The organism is Calidifontibacillus oryziterrae (assembly GCF_000331575.1).
GTDB classification, from domain to species: Bacteria; Bacillota; Bacilli; order Bacillales; family Bacillaceae_J; genus Calidifontibacillus_A; species Calidifontibacillus_A oryziterrae.
The window spans coordinates 42,177-63,419 of record NZ_ANOK01000004.1; the positions used below are offsets into that span (position 1 = coordinate 42,177).

General features: G+C 37.0%; 11 protein-coding genes. All 11 read left to right on the forward strand.

Annotated elements, in window-relative coordinates; genetic code table 11:
- Positions 1-8 precede the first annotated feature (8 nt).
- A complete protein-coding gene (gene trmL / locus D612_RS0103525) occupies positions 9-482 on the forward strand; it encodes a tRNA (uridine(34)/cytosine(34)/5-carboxymethylaminomethyluridine(34)-2'-O)-methyltransferase TrmL (protein ID WP_017754105.1) in 474 nt (157 codons plus the stop codon).
- A 505-nt stretch (positions 483-987) separates the two neighbouring features.
- The gene (locus D612_RS0103535; protein WP_017754107.1) at positions 988-2,883 is read left to right on the forward strand and encodes a PrkA family serine protein kinase; all 1,896 of its coding nucleotides are present in this window, start codon (positions 988-990) and stop codon (positions 2,881-2,883) included.
- 1,074 nt (positions 2,884-3,957) lie between these two features.
- On the forward strand, positions 3,958-4,812 hold the full coding sequence (locus D612_RS18605; RefSeq protein ID WP_017754108.1) for a copper amine oxidase N-terminal domain-containing protein: 855 nt from the start codon (positions 3,958-3,960) through the stop codon (positions 4,810-4,812).
- On the forward strand, positions 4,809-5,123 hold the full coding sequence (locus D612_RS0103550; protein WP_017754109.1) for a hypothetical protein: 315 nt from the start codon (positions 4,809-4,811) through the stop codon (positions 5,121-5,123). The genes D612_RS18605 and D612_RS0103550 overlap by 4 nt, the downstream gene beginning before the upstream one ends.
- Before the next feature lie 244 nt (positions 5,124-5,367).
- Positions 5,368-6,324 carry an FAD:protein FMN transferase gene (locus D612_RS0103555; RefSeq protein ID WP_034725864.1) on the forward strand — a complete coding sequence of 319 codons (957 nt, stop codon included), beginning with the start codon at positions 5,368-5,370 and terminating at the stop codon, positions 6,322-6,324.
- Position 6,325: 1 nt separating this feature from the next.
- Entirely contained in the window at positions 6,326-6,871 is a 546-nt protein-coding gene (locus tag D612_RS0103560) for a ferric reductase-like transmembrane domain-containing protein (RefSeq protein WP_017754111.1), read from the forward strand.
- A 52-nt stretch (positions 6,872-6,923) separates the two neighbouring features.
- Positions 6,924-7,607: a response regulator transcription factor gene (locus D612_RS0103565; protein WP_017754112.1), complete on the forward strand. Its 684-nt coding sequence runs from the start codon at positions 6,924-6,926 to the stop codon at positions 7,605-7,607.
- Positions 7,588-8,907, forward strand: a complete 1,320-nt coding sequence (locus D612_RS0103570; RefSeq protein WP_017754113.1) for a sensor histidine kinase — start codon at positions 7,588-7,590, stop codon at positions 8,905-8,907. The genes D612_RS0103565 and D612_RS0103570 overlap by 20 nt, the downstream gene beginning before the upstream one ends.
- Positions 8,908-8,940: 33 nt before the next feature.
- The gene (locus D612_RS0103575) at positions 8,941-9,504 is read left to right on the forward strand and encodes a hypothetical protein (RefSeq protein ID WP_017754114.1); all 564 of its coding nucleotides are present in this window, start codon (positions 8,941-8,943) and stop codon (positions 9,502-9,504) included.
- Between the two features lie 172 nt (positions 9,505-9,676).
- Positions 9,677-11,182: a DNA/RNA helicase domain-containing protein gene (locus D612_RS0103580; RefSeq protein WP_017754115.1), complete on the forward strand. Its 1,506-nt coding sequence runs from the start codon at positions 9,677-9,679 to the stop codon at positions 11,180-11,182.
- Between the two features lie 398 nt (positions 11,183-11,580).
- Positions 11,581-20,859, forward strand: a complete 9,279-nt coding sequence (locus D612_RS17790; protein WP_017754116.1) for an Ig-like domain-containing protein — start codon at positions 11,581-11,583, stop codon at positions 20,857-20,859.
- Positions 20,860-21,243: the final 384 nt, after the last annotated feature.

Sequence of the window (21,243 nt, forward strand, 5' to 3'; positions counted from 1 at the left end):
GAACATTTATGGCAATACACGTCGTACTATATCAGCCAGAAATTCCAGCTAATACGGGAAATATTGCAAGAACCTGTGCTGCAACAAATACTCCGTTGCATTTAATCCATCCACTAGGATTTTCAACTGATGACAAGATGTTAAAACGAGCAGGGTTGGATTATTGGGAATTTGTAGATATTAGAAATTATGATTCAATAGACATATTTTTTGAGCAGAATAAGGAAGGGAAACATTATTTCATCACGAAGTTTGGTGAAAACAAACATACTGACTTTGATTTTAGTAATCAAGATGAGGACATTTACTTTATATTTGGGCGAGAAACAAATGGACTACCAAAGGATTTGATTGCCAAACATCCAGAAACATGTTTACGTTTGCCGATGACTGAAAATGTCCGTGCCTTGAACTTATCAAATACTGCTGCTATTTTAATATATGAAGCTTTAAGACAGCAAAACTATCCAGGTTTGTCCTGAAGTTTTATTCTTCAAGAAGAACTAGTGTTTTAGTCTTGAACATAAGATTTCACCTTGTTTGGCGTTTAGTTCAGTAAATTCACATAAACAAAAAGGCCTTTAGCTAAGAGCACGATCTCAGCTAAAGGCTTTTTTCTTTTATTAGTTTGCATTTGGCTTGTCATTATACCCAGCTGTAAAAATAGCTGTTAAAAATGAAAGAATAACTACCATGATTAAAACGAAGCCCATACTATTTATCCTCCTTATATCTTTGCATACGTATTTACCGAAATATATTTCTATTATAGCCCAATTTATTCAGACTGTGAATGAAAATCATAAGAAAAAATATTTATTTGCTATATCGGATTTGAACAAATCGTTAGGCATACGCATAGTCTATACAAATAATACATTGCTGATTCATGTATTGCTATCTATTCAAAGACATGTTAATAGGGAAGTTTGCATAAAGTGAATATAAACCACTAATTTGATTTTCAACTTAGAGGGGGGTACTTATGTGGATATATTGAGGAAGATCCAGGAACATCGTGAAGAAGAGCTGAGGCTAGCGTGGGAGGGTACCTTCGCAGACTATTTAGAAATTGTTAAAGAGAGACCTTATGTAGCTCAAACAGCACATTCAAGAGTTTATAATATGATTAAAGATGCAGGTGTAGAAGAGGTAGATGGTAAAAAGAAGTACAATTTTTTTAGCGGTCATATGTTCGGTATAGATGAAGCGATTGAAAGGTTAGTTGAGGAATATTTTCACCCATCAGCAAAACGCCTTGATGTTAGAAAACGGATCTTGTTATTAATGGGGCCTGTTAGCGGTGGGAAATCAACTCTTGTTACATTATTAAAAAGAGGATTAGAAGCATATTCTCGCACAGAAAAAGGCGCGATCTATGCAATAAAGTCCTGCCCCATGCATGAAGATCCTCTCCATCTTGTACCGCCACATTTACGCGATGAATTTTACAAACAATATGGTGTCCGCATCGAAGGGAATTTATCACCGCTAAATATGATGCGATTGCAGGAAGAATACGGGGGCCGGATTGAGGATGTGATGGTTGAAAGAATATTCTTTTCTGAAAATAAGCGCGTTGGTATTGGTACATTTAGCCCTTCAGATCCTAAATCACAGGATATTGCAGATTTAACAGGTAGTATTGACTTTTCAACCATTGCCGAGTTTGGGTCAGAATCAGATCCACGTGCTTACCGGTTTGATGGTGAATTAAACAAAGCGAATCGGGGGATGATGGAGTTTCAAGAGATGCTAAAGTGTGATGAAAAATTTCTTTGGCATTTGCTCTCGCTAACACAGGAGGGAAATTTTAAAGCAGGACGATTTGCACTAATTAGTGCAGATGAGTTGATTGTAGCCCATACAAATGAGGCGGAGTATCGATCCTTTATTTCTAATAAAAAGAATGAAGCATTACACTCAAGGATCATTGTGATGCCTGTTCCATACAATCTAAGCTACAGTGAAGAAGAGAGAATATATGAGAAGATGATTAGGGAAAGTGATATGGCTCATGTTCATATTGCACCACACACATTAAAGGTGGCGGCTATGTTTACTATTTTGACTCGTTTAAAAGAGTCAAAGAAAGCAGGTATCGATTTCATAAAGAAAATGAGATTGTATGACGGTGAGATTATTGAAGGGTTTAATGAAGTGGATGTTGAAGAAATGAGAGCTGAACATAGCGACGAGGGAATGAAAGGGATTGACCCACGCTATGTTATTAACCGAATTTCATCAGCCATCATTCGTAAGGAAACACCCTCGATTAATGCATTAGATGTATTGCGGTCGTTGAAGGATGGCTTGAATCAGCACGCTTCCATTTCCAACGAGGATCGCGAGCGTTATATGAATTTTATCTCTGTTGCCCGTCGGGAGTATGATAATATTGCGAAGAAGGAAGTCCAAAAGGCATTTGTATATTCGTATGAAGAATCAGCAAAGACGCTTATGGACAATTATTTAGATAATGTAGAAGCGTATTGCAATAAGAACAAACTCCGTGATCCGTTGACTGGAGAAGAAATGAATCCAGATGAAAAGCTGATGCGTTCTATTGAAGAGCAAATTGGAATCTCGGAAAATGCAAAAAAGGCATTCCGCGAGGAAATTTTGATCCGCATTTCAGCCTATGCTCGAAAAGGCAAGCGCTTTGATTACAATTCCCACGAACGGCTGCGGGAAGCTATTCAGAAAAAGCTATTTGCCGACTTGAAGGACGTCGTCAAAATTACAACATCAACAAAAACGCCAGATGAGCAGCAACTTAAGAAAATTAATGAAGTCATTGCCACGCTTATTGATGAATATGGCTATAACTCTACATCAGCAAATGAATTGCTAAGGTATGTTGGAAGCTTGTTAAATAGGTAATAACATAAGAATCAAAGTTTAATCCGCGTGTTGTACCTTTGTAACAAATTACATTATTCGGTAACGTCTAAACCTAATCTTATTTATGTAATTTTTGTAAAATTGTACTGTTGATACTTTGAATTTTTTGAAGATGATTTTTACGGACACAGGATCCGCTATTTTCATAAAATCCTTCGTTTTTTCGTAAATACGGACACAGGATCCGTTATTTCATAGATTTGATTAAATAATTAGCTTTATGTAGATAAATAGCGGATTATATGTCCGTAACCCCGCCAAATCTGGACATTTCGGCACAAATAACCGATCTATTGTCCGATAAAGCACGTAATTGCCGGTAAAAGCACAGCAATACCGCGTCTAAAGCACGTAATTGCCGGTAAAAGCACAGTAATACCGCGTCTAAAGCACGTAAATTGTGGGAATGTAAATTATTTTGTGTAAATGATTTATTAATAATTTTGACTACACTATTACTATAGTACTCTTACCTACTAGGGGGATAGGGCAATGCTGGGGAGCAACCTGAGCACCTAGTAGGGTTCTGTATAAAAGGGAAAAGAGAGGTGTTGCACCTCTCTTTTCCCTTTTTGGTTCTCTAGGAAATTATAAAATTTGATCCTGTGGATAAATACTATAGCAAAGCGAGTAGTCGCCCAGCTCCAGCGCCCAGCGACTAGTAAACTTCGCTCATCCCTTTTGCGATAAGTCAACATCGACTCGCCCCTCGTCGTGTTTTCTTTATCTCAGTCGATGCGCTCTTATTTTTACGTCGCTAATCAGGGCGCTTGCGCTTTTGTTCAGAACCAAAGCGATAAACCCTTTAGAGCACTTAGAATGTTCGTAAAAATGATTAGATAATTAAATTTTTTCAACTTCAATGGTTGGGAACGATTTTTGTCAAGATATTATAAAAAAATGTAAATATATTGATTGCGTTTACTTATATGTCCAACTCCTAAGCATCCTATCACAATTTTTCATACCATTAGACTTCCGCTCAAATAATTCCTATTTTTCATTTTTTTTTCATTTTATATGGTTAGGATGATAATCGTAAGGAGGATTGAAATGAAAAAAAACCATGTAATAGCACTGACAGTTATTGCTTGTAGTGTAGTAAGTTTTTCTATGATCGCTAATGCAGATGATGATGTCCGTCATAGGAAAGAGTCTGATGAACAGTATTGGTTTAAAGATTACCGCAATGACAAGTTCTACGATGATTATGATTACCATCCTTATGATGACGACGATCATGAAGGCGATGACTATGGTAACGACCGCGATGATCGTGTTAATTATGATGACGACAACGATGATTATGATAACGACTACGATGACCATGCTGACGATGACGATGATTATGCTGACGACAACGATGACCATGATGACGACGACAACGATGATTATGATAACGACTACGATGACGATGACGAGGACGAATATGATGAATTTGACTATGACCATGACGAGCCTGCAACAACGGTTTCAAAAGAATATTGGTTTAAATGGTCAAGATCAGCGACGGAGCCAAATGAAATAGAGCCAATGCCGTTAACAGAACCGTCCGTACTATCATTAGTCATTGATAAACAGAATTCTGTCAAAATAAATGTCATTCCAACAGGTAGCCAATTAATGGTACCGATAGAAGAAGTGGCACAACTAGTAGAAGCTGAAGTAACCGTTTATCCTAAGTCTGAAATTATCGAGATTAATAAAGAAAACAAGCAGTTAATCGTACGAAATAATTCTAAAGTTGTTTATGAAAATATGAGAAAAACGCCAATGCAAGTAGTTGTAATGGATCAGAATGAAAAATATTATATTCCACTTTCAGTGCTTGCGAACGGATTAGGCTATGAAATCAATGAAAATATCAAAAATAATCAAATTACATTAGAAAGGATTCCGCAATTATGAAGAATAAATGGTTAAAATGGTTAATTGGTATTGGTGGGATATCAACGTTTACACTTTTTCTCCAATCAATTGATACCAATGAGAAAGCAACAGAATTTTACGATGACTATATTCAAACTGACACTGAAAATATTTATAAACTACAAGAGGGATTCTCATCTAATAAAGAATTACGAGAACAACAACTAATGGCTCTTGATTGGGAAGAAGGGAATTGGGATGTAGATTATCGCAATGAAGTAATTATTGCTACACCGAGGTTAGAGAATCCATATTTAGAACGAGCTGAACAACGAACTAGACGATCCTAGGTTTACAAGCAATATATACAATAACTGGTAAGTAAAGTAGTCAATATTCCTAGGGCTACCATTAATAAAAAGTACGATAATTGGTGAGTACAGCAGTAGTCGATCCTAATTTTGTATGTATGTAATAACCATTCCGCAACTTGAAATCAAGGGAACTCGAAAGAATCATAACTCGAAAAGCAAGGGAACTCGAAAGCATGGTAATTCGAAAGCAAAATATTAGAAAACGATCCGATGAGGGAGCATGACCGTGAACGGCATTTATTTTCAATTTAAAGCAATGTTTAGAGCAATGGATACAGAAGTTGAAATTGCAGGCACAAGCTTAACTGATTTGAAGGGAATAGAAACAGAATTGGAAGCATGGTTTGATCAATTTGAAAACATATGCTCACGATTTCGCGACAATAGTGAGCTTTCCAATTTAAATCAATCTCCCAAAAAAACAGTCATTTTTACTCACCCAATTTTATATGATGTTTTACAAATGGCAGTTAATTATATGTACAAAACAGATTATTACTTTAACCCCTTTTTGGGTTCGGCAATTAAAGCACTTGGCTATAATAAAACGTTTACGGAAATAAGGGATTGTATGGATGTAAAAAAAGTATCGTATCAATATGAATTGCCTGTGACCGAATCAATAATTTTGTTACCGGAATTATGTGGGGTCATTAAAGAAAGCGACGATGAAATCGATCTTGGTGGTATTGCGAAAGGATGGAGCGTGGACAGAATCTCAGAGAAGGTACGGACTCTGGGTTTGCAAAATGGAATTGTTAATGCCGGTGGAGATCTATTTGTTTGGGGTGATCATGAGCAGACGATTGGTATTTCACATCCAAATCCAGAATTTTTTGATATGGATATTATCCAATTCACCCTACGTAATGGTGGTGTAGCAACATCGAATACGTTATATCGAAGCTGGACTGTGGGAGAAGATAGAATACATCATATTTTAAATGGGAAAAACGGTAAATCATCTCAATCTGATATTGTGCAAGCGACAGTCTTCTCAATGAGTACGACAGAAGCAGACGTATTAGCTAAAGTATTATGCCTGCATTCCTTTGAAGACGCTGTACCTTGGTTAGCCAAGCATTTTCCACATGCAGCCTGTGTTGTGATAAATCAAAATGGACAGATTGCTATAAGTAAAACATTAAATAATTATGTGTCAAAGGTGGTGATGTGAGATGGCATTTTCAATTTGGGAATTTATAAGGGCTGCGGGGTTAACTTCATTTTTTTTACTGTTTGTATCAGTATGTGCCGGACTATTGCTTAGTAATAAAGTTAGCCATTCAAAAGTAAATAAATACTTACAACTGGTTCATCAGTCAACAGGTTGGTACAGCTTATTATTTGGGTTCTTTCACGGGTTGTTATTGTTCATTAATCAGTATGAACCTTATACATTAGTGGAAATATTTATTCCGTTTATGACTAATGAACACCAAATTTTAAATGGGATCGGAACCCTCTCGCTCTATATATTTATTCTGTTATTTTTATCGGTGGACTTAATGAAAAAAATTGGAGCAACTGTATGGAAAAAGGTACATCGGCTTGCGTTGCCAGCCTTTATACTTGTCAGCATTCATGGCATCCTATTAGGAACTGACACAAAAGAAGTTTGGGCAATCATCTTATATACAAGCTCATTAGCAGCTATCTTTGCTTTATTAATAGTTAAGCTACTTATTCCAAAAAACAAAGCAAACAAAGTAGAAAGCCTATAAACAAATATTTCTATATAATAGAAGTAAAGTAAAAATAAGGTGTTGGTTAAACATGTTAATTCTTTTAGTAGAAGACGATAAACGATTAGGGAATCTAGTTGCCCATATGCTAAAAAAACAAAAGCATCAAGTAGATTGGGTGCAAAATGGTGAAGATGCCATTACTTATACGAAAATAACCAATTATGATTTAATCATTTTGGATTGGATGATGCCGAAGAAAGATGGTATTACTGTATGTAAAGAATTGCGCGCACTAGGCTATGACGGTGCAATTTTAATGGTGACAGCAAAGGATGGTTTGGAAGATCGTGTAAAAGGGCTTGATTATGGTGCTGATGACTATATCGTTAAACCGTTTGAATTTGCTGAGCTATTTGCGAGAATTCGAGCTTTGGCAAGGAGAACTACGAAACCGTTCGTGCAAGAGGAAATTTTAACAGCTGGCTCTATAAAACTAAATGTTGTCACGCACACAGTTGAAAAAGACGGAGTTGAAATTCTATTAACACCTAAAGAATATCAGTTACTCGAGTTATTTTTACGTAATCCAAATCAAACGTTGCCAAGAGATCTGCTAATTGATCGAATATGGGGAATTGATTCGGAGGTTAATAGTAATAATTTAGATGCTTTAGTTCGGTTATTGCGTAAGAAAATTGAGGATGGGCAAAAGAATCATCTTATTCAGAACATCCGGGGAGTAGGTTATAAAATTGAAAAACAAATTATTTAACCTTACCCAATGGCGGTTGGCAATTTTGTTTACGAGCTTATTAATTATTTTTCTTGTTTCGTTTATTTTGATAACGTATTTTTCTTTAGTGTCGAACGTACGAAATGAACAAGAAAATAGATCAATTGCTTTAGCACACGAAGAATTTGAAGATCATCGAAAAGATTTATTGGAATGGAATTTTAAAAAGAGCAAAGAACGAAGGGAATGGCATGATAGAGAAGAAATTGAATATAAGCCGAACGCAAAAACCTTTTACTTTGTGATCTCTAGGGATGGAACAATAATAGATGGGGACGAGACACATCCTGAAGTTCGGAGTGATCTCTTAGAGAAGCTGAAGAATTGGTATCCAGAAGAAAACGAAGTGCGTAAACTTACGGTTGAAATAGAAGATGAAGGTAAATTGGATATTCTCTTATCGGGGAAATCTGTTTATGAACACGGTCAATATCTTGGTACGATCTATGCAGGAACAAATATTTCTGAGGAAACTGCGATTATTCGCACACTTTTATTTATTTTAATTATTTTGACGATCATATTCAGCATTGCTTCTGCTGTGCTTGGGTATTGGATGGCCGGGAGAGCGATGGTTCCGATTTCTAATGCTTTTAGAAAGCAAAAAGAATTTACAGCTGATGCCTCACACGAATTAAGAACACCACTTAGTATTATGCAATCCTCACTTGAGGTAATCGAAGCGGAGGATCGCCAAAATCTATCACCATTTTCAGTAACAGTTTTTGATGATTTAAAAGATGAAGTTAAGCGAATGTCACACCTTGTAAACGATTTGCTAGTTCTCGCAAGATCAGATCTCGATAAACAAGAAATAAAAAAACAATGGTTTTCTTTAACTAATGTGTTCGAGAAGCTACAACGAAAATTCCAATATGAATCAGAAAAACAGAATATTCAATTAGCCGTAACGATTCCGACAGAACTGGATGCATACGGGGACGAGGAAAAAATTACGCAACTTCTATTTATATTAGTAGATAATGCAATTAAATATAATGTGCCAAATGGAACTGTTACTGTTTCAGCCCAGGTGGCGAACAATCAGCTAAGAATCGACGTCGCTGACACAGGTGTAGGAATACCTGCTGACCATCAAAAACGAATTTTTGATCGGTTTTATCGAGTTGACCAAGCACGTTCAAGGGATCAAGGAAGCAGTGGTATTGGCTTATCGATTGCAGATTGGATTGTCAAAGTTCATAAAGGAAAACTCGTTGTTACGAGTGAAGAAGGCAAAGGAAGTACGTTTTCAATTTTTCTTCCTATACCTAAATAACCCATTTCATTTATAAAAAAGGAGAAAGAATACATGCAAAAAGTTTCAAATTTTATTGCTGTAAGTATGTTAACGTTGTTTGTGTTAACAGGATTACTGCTTATAGCAGAGCCAATAATAGCAGATGATTATGATGAGCATAAAAAGAACTATTATTATGAAAAACATGAAAAGCATGAAAAAGATGAAGGTTTGGAAGAAGGCGGAGAGCTATTAGGATGGGGAACAGTGATTGCAATGGGGGGAGCGGCCATTTTAATGCCGTTGCGAAGAAGTTCAAAAAAATTAATGCAAATATTTCCTAATGGTAAAAGTATAATAAGGACAATTATGAAATTTCTCAGTAAGTTTCACATATGGATTGGCGCCATAGTACTTGCTTTGAGTGGAATTCATGGAACTTTATTGTTCTTACATGAAGGTGAATTTGAATCTGAAGTAGTGCTTGGTCTTATCTCATTCAGTTTAATGGCACTAGCAGCTATCTTCGGTGTAAGACTTGCTAAGAATAAAAGTATGAAAAATACTCGTTCGATTCATATTGGTTTATTAATAGGAGCCATTGTAATGGTTGCCATTCATATTTTTGGCTCTTAAAACTTAGAAAGCTTCTAATGCATCAAGCCTTAATGCGTTAGGGCTTTTTTCTATTTAGTGTAGAAAGCCTCTAGTTTTTCTGATGCAATTATTACCATCCTTTTATTATAATGAATAATGATAGATATACTATTTCAGGTTATTGTTGATTAGGGGAAAAGGGGTAACGATTTTGAAAACGATTAATCTACTATCTTTATTAAGTGCGAAGGAAGATTTAAATGATATAAATTTCGCCAAATACATCGAACAATTTGGCATTAATCCTAGAATTAGAACAGGCGAGCTTGAAGATATTGAAGCGCTAGTAGATGAATTTATGAATAGAGGGAAGCAATTTGATATTCTCAACCATTACTATGTAGGATTTATGATTAAACAAATCGGCAAAGAATTTGATCTCCTAAGAATCGGTGAAAATAGTATCATTAATATTGAGTTAAAGCTGATCAGTACAGAGGAAAAAATTATCAAACAGCTTGTCCAAAATCAGCACTATTTAAAATTTCTTGATATTGATGTTTACAGTTTTACTTACATTTCCTCAACCAAAAAACTATATGCACTTGTCGGTCCGAATGAAATCAAAGAAGTAGATTTTGAGATTTTAATCGAAAAATTAAACGAACAAACAATAAAGGAAATAGATGATCTCGATGAATTGTTTGAGCCAACGAATTATTTAGTTTCGCCATTCAACTCTACTGATGCTTTTATTGAAGATAAGTATTTTTTAAGCGCGCAACAAAGTACTTTCAAAAGGGAAATCAATCTATTAACACCAACGGAAAAATCCATTTTTATTGCGATTAAAGGTGGTTCTGGGACAGGGAAAACACTATTAATTTACGATATCGCAAAAGACTATATGAGACAATCGAAAAAGGTACTCATTTTTAATTGTGGGAAATTAAATAATGGACATGTTAAGTTAAAAGCTGACTATCAATGGTCGATTGAAGCGATCAGTACCTTTAGCGAATACGACGATCATTCAGAAATTGATATAACTCAATATGAACTAATCATATTTGATGAAGTTCAAAGAATGTATAAAAATAAATTTTTAAAATTAACAAAAATACTTCAGCAGCTCAAAATCAAGTGTATTTTTTCCTATGATCCCAACCAATGTCTTACTGAGTTTGAAATTGAAAATAATATACCTAAGCTAATTGAGGAAACATTAAATCCTTATCAATATGAATTAACGACGATCATTAGACACAACAAAGAGATTCACGAGTTTATTAATAAGTTATTTGATTTTTCAAAGCCCGCTAAAATTCAGAATTATTCAAGCATCAGTATTCAATATTTTTCCTTGAAGGATGCGACAACAAGTTACTTACAATCCTTACAACAAGAGGGTTGGAAAATCATTGATTACACTGAGACACAGTATATTGAACAGCCCGACAATGATCATATCATTACGGCAAAGGGGAATTCTCATGCTGGCGTGGGGCAAGAGCTTGATTATGTTGTAGCGGTTATTGATGAATCTTTTTATTACAAACCAAATCACAAGCTCTCGACTAAAGATTTGGAAAATCAAGCATACTATCAGCCTAGCAGAATGCTATATCAAAACATTAGTCGTACTAAGAAAAGGCTACAAATTGTAATTTACAATAATCCTGACGTTTTAGATCATATTTTAAGGATTTTAAACTAATATATTAAATAACATCTATAATTTGAAAAGACGATGATGCAAAAAAGACGATGATGCAAAAAAGACGATGATGCAAAAAAGACAATGATGCAAAAAAGACGATGATGCAAAAAAATGATAATGATACAAACAAGATGAACTCTACAATTAAAACCACCCATAATGATATGCTCTCCTCTGGTAGAAAGATTTATTAAAAGATCTGACTACGCTTGAGGGGAGTATTTTTTATGACTTTTTCATGACTTTTGTCATGAGGAATATGACTTTTCAAAATTATAATTAAATTCAAAATGGGCTTTGAAAATAGTGTGGTATATACACTATCTATTTTTTAAAAAATTTAATTTACATAGTCTAAAAGATTTAATTATATGCAATTGAAAGGGGCTACTACAATGAATCGCAAGAAAGGAATGAAACTTCTATTTATTTTAATGCTATTATTCAGCATTGTTTGTTCTTCTATGTTTCCAGCGCCAATATCTGCCTTTGATGATTGGGATTTGCCGATAATGGATGTAAAACAAATTGAACTCTCTACTAACCAAAATGGAGAAGTAGCAGCTGGTGGTGAGGTTCTAGTAACAGCCAGTCTATCATTAACGGGTATAGATTATAACAATATTGGGTTCAGACTAGTAGGTAGTGATGGTAGTGTTCATCATTCTTTTGATTTTGATCAGACACAACCATATATTGACGGGATTATGAAAGTCGAACATTATACCAAGGTTTCAGCTATAAGTGTAGGGACTGTAACTTATACAGCGATTGTATCCTATAATGGGGTGGATTTTCCATTACAGTCAACCATTGCGGTTTCTTATGCCTCTGCTAATAAAATTGATGTAACAAAGTCAACAGTTGTACCGCTTGAAGGGTTTGCCAGAGCAGATGGTGAAGACGTGGCTGATGTAACGGCTACAATTATAAACTCTAATTCTACTCCACTAGCAAACCATGATGTTAGCTTGTACAAAATTGAAGAAGGAAAATTCACTACTGAGGATACACTTCGTATCGAGACGGTGACGACGGATGCAAATGGGCAAGCCTTATTTCGATTAAAAGGCACGGTCGTTGAAACCGTTACCTATGGCGTTTATGATGAAACAAATCGTGTAGAACTTTCACAAAGACCTACAGTTACATTTTATGAGCCAGTAACTGATCCCCAGAAATCAACGATTAGCCCTTTAGAAGATTATGCTCGGGCGGACGGAACAGATAAAGCAACGATCACTGTAAGGCTGTTAGATATTGGCTCGCGTCCGCTGGTTGGAAGTACTGTGAAGCTTCTTCGTACAGATGGTGGAACAATTAACACAGAATTCGTCACAACATCCGATCAGGATGGAAAGGCGATTTTTGACATTACAAGCACAGAACTGGATATTGCAACGTATGAAGTCATTGTTATTGACGAAGGAAAGACAGAAACAGAACAAATAAAGTTAAACCAAACAATCAAGGTTGTTTTTAATAACGATGGTGCTGGGCGAGGTGATACACTTGAGAATCCGATTGTAATCATGACAGCAACGGAATTTCGCGAACAATTTAGTAAAGTGGAAAATATGTCTAAGCATTTTAAATTAGGTGCGGATATATCGCTAGCTGGTGAGGATTGGGTACCAATTCAAAACTTTCAAAAAGGTATCCTGTTTACTGGAAGTCTAGATGGGAATGGATTTAAAATTTCCGATCTAAGGATTTATGATCGCTACGGTGTTGAGCAAGCCCTATTTGGTGATCTCGGACAAGGTGCACTTTTAAAGGATATTCATCTTGACAACCCAAGTGTGACAGGTAAACAAGCTGTTGCAGCACTTGTCGGCTATAACGGTGGTGGGACAATCGTCTCATCACGTGTAACAGGAGGTAAAATTTACGGTAATAATCAAGTTGGCGGTCTTGTTGCCCATAATGCAGGTACGATTATAGGTAGTTATGTTGAAGGCACAACAGTGGAATCGACATCCCTACCCCCGACAGGTGGTCTTGTTGGTCTTAATAATAAAGGAACAATCCGATACAGTTATGCCAATGCGATAGTAAAAGGCAAGGAGCCAGGTGGTCTTGTTGGTGAAAATTATCCGGAAAGCGTTATTGACCAAAGCTTTGCAACAGGTAAAGCTGCTGCTGGAATCGCTTATAGAAATTATGAAGGTGCGACAATTTCCAACGTAGTTTCCGATTCCGAATATGATTTATGGACACCGTCGATCATTTCGAGCAATAAAGGGATTGCAAGTAATGCAAGCATGAAAACGTCTGAGGAAATGAAAAGCCGATCAACATATGCGGATTGGCCAGATTTTAATAACTATTGGCTATTAACTGAAGGTGATGCTTATCCAAAGTTGTTTGATCTTAGCAAAATCGTTAAGATTGAAAGCTCGTTAGCGACACCTTTAGAAGTAGACGTTGATTCAAATATATTATTGAAGAACGATCTAGTTAAAGGCATATTGCAGGATGGGAAAGAAGTGGATATCACTTCAATGGCTAGCTATTCAACTATTTCTCCATTCTTAACTATTAAAAAAACTGATATGGGTTGGGAACTATCAGGGAGTCAAACAGCAATAGAGCAAGAAGTTACAGCTACCTTTAATGGGAAGTCGACGACATTTAAAGTGAATATTGTCGATATTCGCGGAAAAGCAGATGCACGTATGTCAACGCTATCACCACTGTCTAGCTATGCGAAGGCGGACGGTGTTGCAAAAATTACATTAAACGTGACCATCCGTGACAACAATTCGAAACTATTGCCAAACCATGAAGTGAAGCTGGAGCGGACGGATGGTAAACCGGAACATAACAATCTAGTAAGCATCACAAATGAAAATGGTGTGGCTCAATTTATAATTACAAGTACAACAGTAGACTCATTTGCTTATAGGATATTGGATGTAACAGATGGAGTTGAGCTAGAGCAAAAAGCCGAAGTGGAATTTGGCTTACATGAAGTACCACCTGGAGAATCTATCGACAATCCAATTATGTTAACAACAGCAGAACAATTTAAAGCTGCATTTACAAATCCTGCAAATAAAGCCAAACATTATCAATTAGGAAACGATATTTCTTTAGCCGGAATTGAGTGGGTACCTATTGAAGATTTTACAGGCAGTTTGAATGGTAATGGGCATGTGATTTCCGATTTAACGATAAATGGTGGAGAAAAAAATAATCAGGGCCTCTTTGCTTCGATCGGACTAGGTGCTTTGATTAAAAATATCCGTCTTGAAAATGTCAATGTGAATGGCCTGGAAAATATTGGGGCATTAGTTGGCTCGAACAATGGTGGCACAATCCAATTCGTTTATATTGCAGGTAAAGTCAAAGGCTTTAGGTACCTAGGTGGAATTGTGGGCTATAATGCTGGTTCTATTTCAAATGGTTTTTCGAAAGTGTCAATTAACCAAATAACAAACGTGGGCATTGCCGGTGGAATTGCAGGTATGAACCAGGGAGGTACTATCGAAAATTGTGGAGTTCTAGCTAATATAGATGCTCTATATTCAGGTGGAATTGTTGGTGTGAATGCAAGTCCAACTGATTCAGCAAAACCTTCGATTGTGAATCAAACCTTTGTTGTTGGAGACCGATTGAATTTAGGACCCGTAAGAGCTGGTATTGCCTATAAAAACGAAGCGAGTGCAACGATATCCAATTCAATCTCACTATATTCCATAAGTGGTATTAATTCAGGATCGATGGGTACTATTATGGAAAATAGTGGCACAATAGCCGATGTTGAAATGAAAACAGAAAGTGAAATGAAAAAGCGAGAGACTTATGGAAAATGGAGCGAATTCTATGAGCATTGGGCTATGACAGAGGATACTACTTATCCATTGCTCGTTCATTTTTTAGATAAATTACAAGTAATTGCAGAAGAACCACCGATTGTTCAAGTTGGAAATACGATCCCATTATCTTTGGAGCAGGGCATCTTACAAGCTGAATTCATTGATGGGCAAAAAGTTGATGTAACAGCGAGTGCAACTTATTCCACAGCTTCACCTGCATTAGAAGTAACAAAAACTACGTCAGGCTGGGTGATCTTTGGTAAGCAGGAAGCACAAAACCAAGAGGTGTCAGCTACTTTCAATGGTGAAACAGTATCCTTTAAAGTGAATGTAACGGATAAACGGGGAACAACAAATGTAGAAAAAAGCACCGTTACCCCCTTGGATGCAATTGGTCAGGCAGATGGAAAAAGCGAAATTGTAATTGATGTCATCATCCGAGATATCGATTCAAATCCATTGAGCGATCATGTTGTCAAACTTGAGCGAACGGATCAAAGGCCATCGAATAACGAATTGACAGCAACAACGGATGAAAAGGGTATTGCCCAATTTCGAATTACAGGAACAACGGTTGATTGGTTTACTTATAAAGTAACGGATATAACAACTGGAGTTGAATTGAAGCAACAAATCCAAATTACATTTTTGAATAACGATGAACTACCAGAATTAACTGAGGATCATTACTATATTCTCAAAACAGCAGAACACTTCTGGCTAATGCTTAACCATCCACTTTATAAAAACAACCGATTTAAGTTAGGGGCAAACATTTCGTTAAAGGGTGATGTACGCTGGGATCCGTGGCTACCAATCCAAAACTTTACCGGAAGCTTGGATGGCAATGGCTACGTCATTAGCAATTTAAATATAAATCAACCATCATCCAATAATGTCGGTTTGTTTGCCTCTATTGAATCCGGTGCCGTTTTAAAGAATCTTCGTTTACAAGATGTAAATATAAATGGGGCAGAAAATGTCGGTGCACTTGTAGGTTTTAACAATGGTGGTACAGTTGAAACTTCAGCTGTATTTGGTGGGAATGATTCAATGATTAATGGCTCTTCAGCGATAGGAGGTTTAATTGGGAAAAATGCTGGTGTAATCAAAGAAAGTTATGTCAATGCCAATGTTAAGGGCGATTATTATTCTATTGGTGGTTTAGTCGGCCATAATAATGGTTCTATCGAAAATAGTTATTCATTAGGTGCAGTTGTTGGTTTTCGTTCTGGTGGACTGTTAGGCGATAATTATTCAAACAAGGTCTATCAATCTTATACTAGTGTTACAAGAGACTTAGTTAGTAATTATCCATCGGGAATTACTGAATTTAATCTTGGGGTACTCGAACATATTGTTTGGAATAAAGAAATTGTACCTCCAGACGGTTCTTGGGGTAATAGTGGTTCAAATACCTGGTTTGACATCTACAGTAATCAGAATGTACCTGGTGTGAAGGATATAAAGAACTCAAATACAGCGGAAATGAAAAAACGCACTACTTATGCCAGTTGGCCGACATTCAATAATCATTGGTTAATCGTTGAAGACGAGACATTCCCATTGTTGAAGAGCCATCTGAAAGGTTTTAAAAGAATAGAAAATGGACCTTTCATAGTATCTGGTGGTAGTACAATTTCGATAGAAAAAGGATTAGTTTCATCTACCTACAGTGATGGTAGTGAAGTAGATGTTACAAAAATTTCTAGTTATACAACTTCATCAGATAAATTGTCACTTCTGAAAGATGGGGAGACATGGAAGTTAACAGTAGCGGACACTGTAGGAGACAATGAAACTCTTCAAGTAAGCTTGGATGGTTCGACTATTACCATTCCAGTTGTCATTCGTGACATGAAGGCAGACCAAGAACGTTCGACTTTAATTGTATCATCGAACAGAGTCATTGCCAGTAAGGAAAAAGCAACGATTACTGTAACATTGAAAAGTATAGATGATCAGCCAATAGATAACCGTAGCATCTTCCTTAAGCAAGGGGATAAGAATGGTAGGGTTATAGAACAAACGATGACGGACAAACAAGGTACAGTTACCTTTGAGGTAGAGAGTACATCAACAGGTAACATCACTTATACAGTAATTGACGAATTTCAAGATGTTACGTATACCATTCCAATCACTTATATAGTGGATAGGACAGACGCTAGTAAATCAACAGTCGAAGCTGATTCTTATGTAAGAATGGCAGATGGAACTTCTAAGGCACAAATTAAAGTAACGGTGAAAGGAATAATGGGTATTCCAATAGCTGGACAGACAGTGAAGCTAGAGCAAAGTGGTTCAAGTGTCATTGAACCAGCTTCACGAGAAGTTGTAACCGATGATCAAGGGGTTGCTATTTTTGAAGTGAAAAGCACAATAGCTGAATCCGTTGTTTACACAGCGCATGCAGTTGAGGATACGATTACTTTTGCTTCTGTAAAAGTTACATTTGTACCTTCAGCTGGAAGTGGAGCAAAGACAACAATCGATCAATCCCATACAGAGGTTGTTGCGGGTAATGGAGTACATCCAACCGTGATGTTAACGTTACTTGATGAAAAAGCAAATCCCATTCCTAATCGTTCTGTTGAATTAAGAGAGGGAGATAAGAATGGGGAAATTATTGCGACAAGTATGACGGATAAAAATGGGAAAGCAATCTTTACGATCAGTAATGACCAAACAAGAAAGCCAGGTCTATTGGACTTTACAGTCATTGTCCCTGACGAAAATGTTATGAGAATAGGACAAATTAACTTTGTTGAAAGTCTACAAGTAAGCAGAGAAAAAACAATAATCACTCCTATGTCACAGCAAGTTGCGGCAAATGGAGTTGATCAAGCAAAATTAGATGTCATCCTAAAAACAGCTGCGAATCAGGCTATACCTAACCAAATGATAAAGTTAAAGCGTACAAATGGTGGGACAACATATACCGAATTATCGGCTGTGACCGATGAAAATGGAGTGGCAACGTTCTCTTTTACTTCGACAACTTCAGATAGGATTATATTTTCGGTTTATCACAAAACAGATAGTGAAGAAATAGAACTAAAAACTGGTGTAACAGTCGAATTTAAAAATAGTATTTCGATTTATACAGCAGATGATCTTTATGAGAAATTCTTTTCAAAACGTGATATGGAAGAATATTGGAATATGAGCTATACAATAGAAGCTGATATTGACTGTTCAGGTATGCCTGAAGTTGTAGAGTTCCATCAGTTTAATGGCATCTTTGATGGGAAAGGTCATACAATATCAAATTTGAAAGTCAAGGGAGTTGCAGGAGTGTTTGGCGGCTTAATTGGCCAAACATATGGATCCTCTGTTATAAAGAATGTTCACCTTAGGAATGTTCAAATTAAAGGTGCCATGCATATGGGTGGACTTGTTGGTGAAAACAGAGGGCAGATATACAATAGTACGGTCACTGGTCGACTGATTTATGATGACGAACAACAATTCCCACAAAGTAATAACTTAGGTGGACTCGTTGGTATTAATTACGGTCATATTGCAGATAGTTATACCGATGTAGATATAACTTTTGGCAAGTCCAATAAAGGTGGGTTAGTCGGGCTTAATCACGGTTCCATTGATCGCAGTTATGTAGATAATGGAAGGAATCTTGTTGGACTTAATAATGGAACGATAAACCGTAGTTATGAAGTCTATGCCGATCGTTCTGGTGGTGTTGTCTATAATCCAAACGGAGCGGTTGTAAAATCGCTGGCGGAAATGAAACAAAGTGCAACGTACAAAGCATGGCCTTATTTTTCAGATGAATGGGTATTGGTAGAAGGAGAAACGTACCCTTTACGAAGTCTCTATTTCAATGGATTTGAGCAAATAAAGTCAGAGCATCTAACAATTGAAGGAAATACACCTTTAGAACTACCAAAGCAAGGCTGGTTTACATCTACATATTTTGATGGACGGGTAATTGATATGACGAAAGCAGTTACTTACTCAACATCATCTAATAAATTTACAGTTATGAAAGAAGCTGGGGTTTGGAAGCTAATCGGAAATAGCCCTACAAATAATGAAGTTCTTCAAGCAAGCTTTGCTGGTAAGACCTTTACAATCCCAGTAACCGTTAAAGAGGTCAATGTAACGGGTGTAAGCTTAGACCAAAGTGCAATAGAATTAATAGCTGGTGGAAAAGCAAAATCGCTAATAGAAACAGTAACACCAGCAAATGCCAACAATAAAGACGTTAACTGGGAATCAAGCAATCCAGAAGTTGCCTCAGTCAACCAATATGGGGTAGTGACACCTGTAGGGAAAGGAACTGCAACGATAACTGTATCAACGATTGATGGTGGTCATACTGCTACGACAACTGTAACTGTTGTTGATCCATCAGAGGATAAAGATCCAGATCCAACGGAAGTTTCTGTAACGGGAGTGAGCCTATCAGAGTCTGCTCTAACATTGACCTTGGGAAAAGAACCAAGGACGTTAATTGCCACGATTACGCCGAAAAACGCCAGCACCCAAGATGTAAAGTGGGAATCAAGCGATTCAAATGTAGCAACTGTACAAAATGGTATTGTCACTCCGGTCGGAAAAGGTACGGCAGTAATTACAGTCATAACGATTGATGGGGGCTTTACAGCCACAGCAACTGTCGAGGTTGTATCCCAACCTGTGGATAATCAACCCGATCCAACGAATCCGAGTGACCCAGGCCCGACTGAGCCTGATGGGGGAAGCCCAGATCCAGGTACTCCGGGGGGAGACAATGGTGGTGGAAGCCAAAATCCAAGTACTCCGGGTGAAGGAACAGAGCCGCAGAATCCTGGTGGTTCCAGCCCGAATTCCGGAGGTGGTGGAGGCGGAGCTTCTTCTACTCCGAAGTTGGGCAATGGAAAAGAAATAACAGCTTCTGTTGGTGGAACATTTGAAAATGAAGGGGCAAAGGTTGAAATACCAGCCCATGCACATTCAACTAATTTTAGGATATTTATTACCAACCTAACAAATACGGCAAATCTACCGATTGGTGAAAATCATCAAATACTCAGCGAAGTTTATGAGATATCACAAGACCAAGTAGGTACGTTTAATAGTTTTGTAACAATTACTCTACCATTTGACCAAGCAAAATTTGATCCGACAACCCATGAAATAAGCATATTCTGGTTCAACGAAGCTACAAAAGAATGGGTAGAGTTAGAAAATGTTGAGGTTGATTTAAACAATGGTAAAGTAAGTGGTCAAGTGAACCACTTTACTAAATTTGCCATTTTAGCAACGAAAAAAGTGGATCAGCAAGCCAAAGAAACACAAGAAAAAAATAAGAATGCTGTTGAACACACTGTTGTAGATGTTGCAGATATCAAAGGTCATTGGGCTGAAAAAGAGATTGCCTATCTTGTTTCAAAAGGAGCTGTCAACGGCTTCCCAGATGGAACTTTTAAACCTAACAACAATATCTCAAGAGCAGAATTTGCTTCTATTGTCGTCAAAGCCCTTGGATTAACGTGCGGTGAAGGTACGGTGTTCTCTGATACGACCAATCACTGGGCGAAAGATTGCATTGCAACAGCCGCTACAAACGGACTTGTAGTTGGACTTGAAGCAGACAAGTTTGCACCAAACGAACCAATTACACGGGAGCAAATGGCTGTAATCATTGCCCGGGCTGCGAAACTGGACGTTCCCGATGCAAAAACAGCATTTAAAGATGATGCGAGCATTTCGCCTTGGGCAAAGGCATCTGTAGCTGCAGCAGCGAAACAAAATCTTGTTGGTGGTCTACCAAACGGAACATTTAATCCGCAAGGAAATGCCACAAGAGCAGAAGCAGTAGCGATGATTACGAGATTCGTAAAATAAGTAGAAAAGACAAAACTCAATACGTTAACCAACTCCCTCGTTTAATAAGCGAGGGAGTTGGTCTTTCTAATACTTTAAGAAAGTTTAACTTTGTTAAAGGATTAAAGTATTAGAAAGGACATCGGCTTCCGCCATTGTGGGCGGAAAGCCGTGTCTTTCTAATAATTTTTTAGAGTTAATTATGACTTTTTCATGACTTTATTATGATTTTTGTCATAAAAAGTATGATTTTTAAAATTTATAATTGAAGAATACTTAGAAACAACACAGTTTTAATCAATAGCTGTATTAAAGTTTGTTGTTGATTTGAAGCTCATTGAGTGCACTTTTGAACCTTGTTTTACTTTTCTGAAATTTAGGGCACAAATTCGCCGAGGGCAAAAA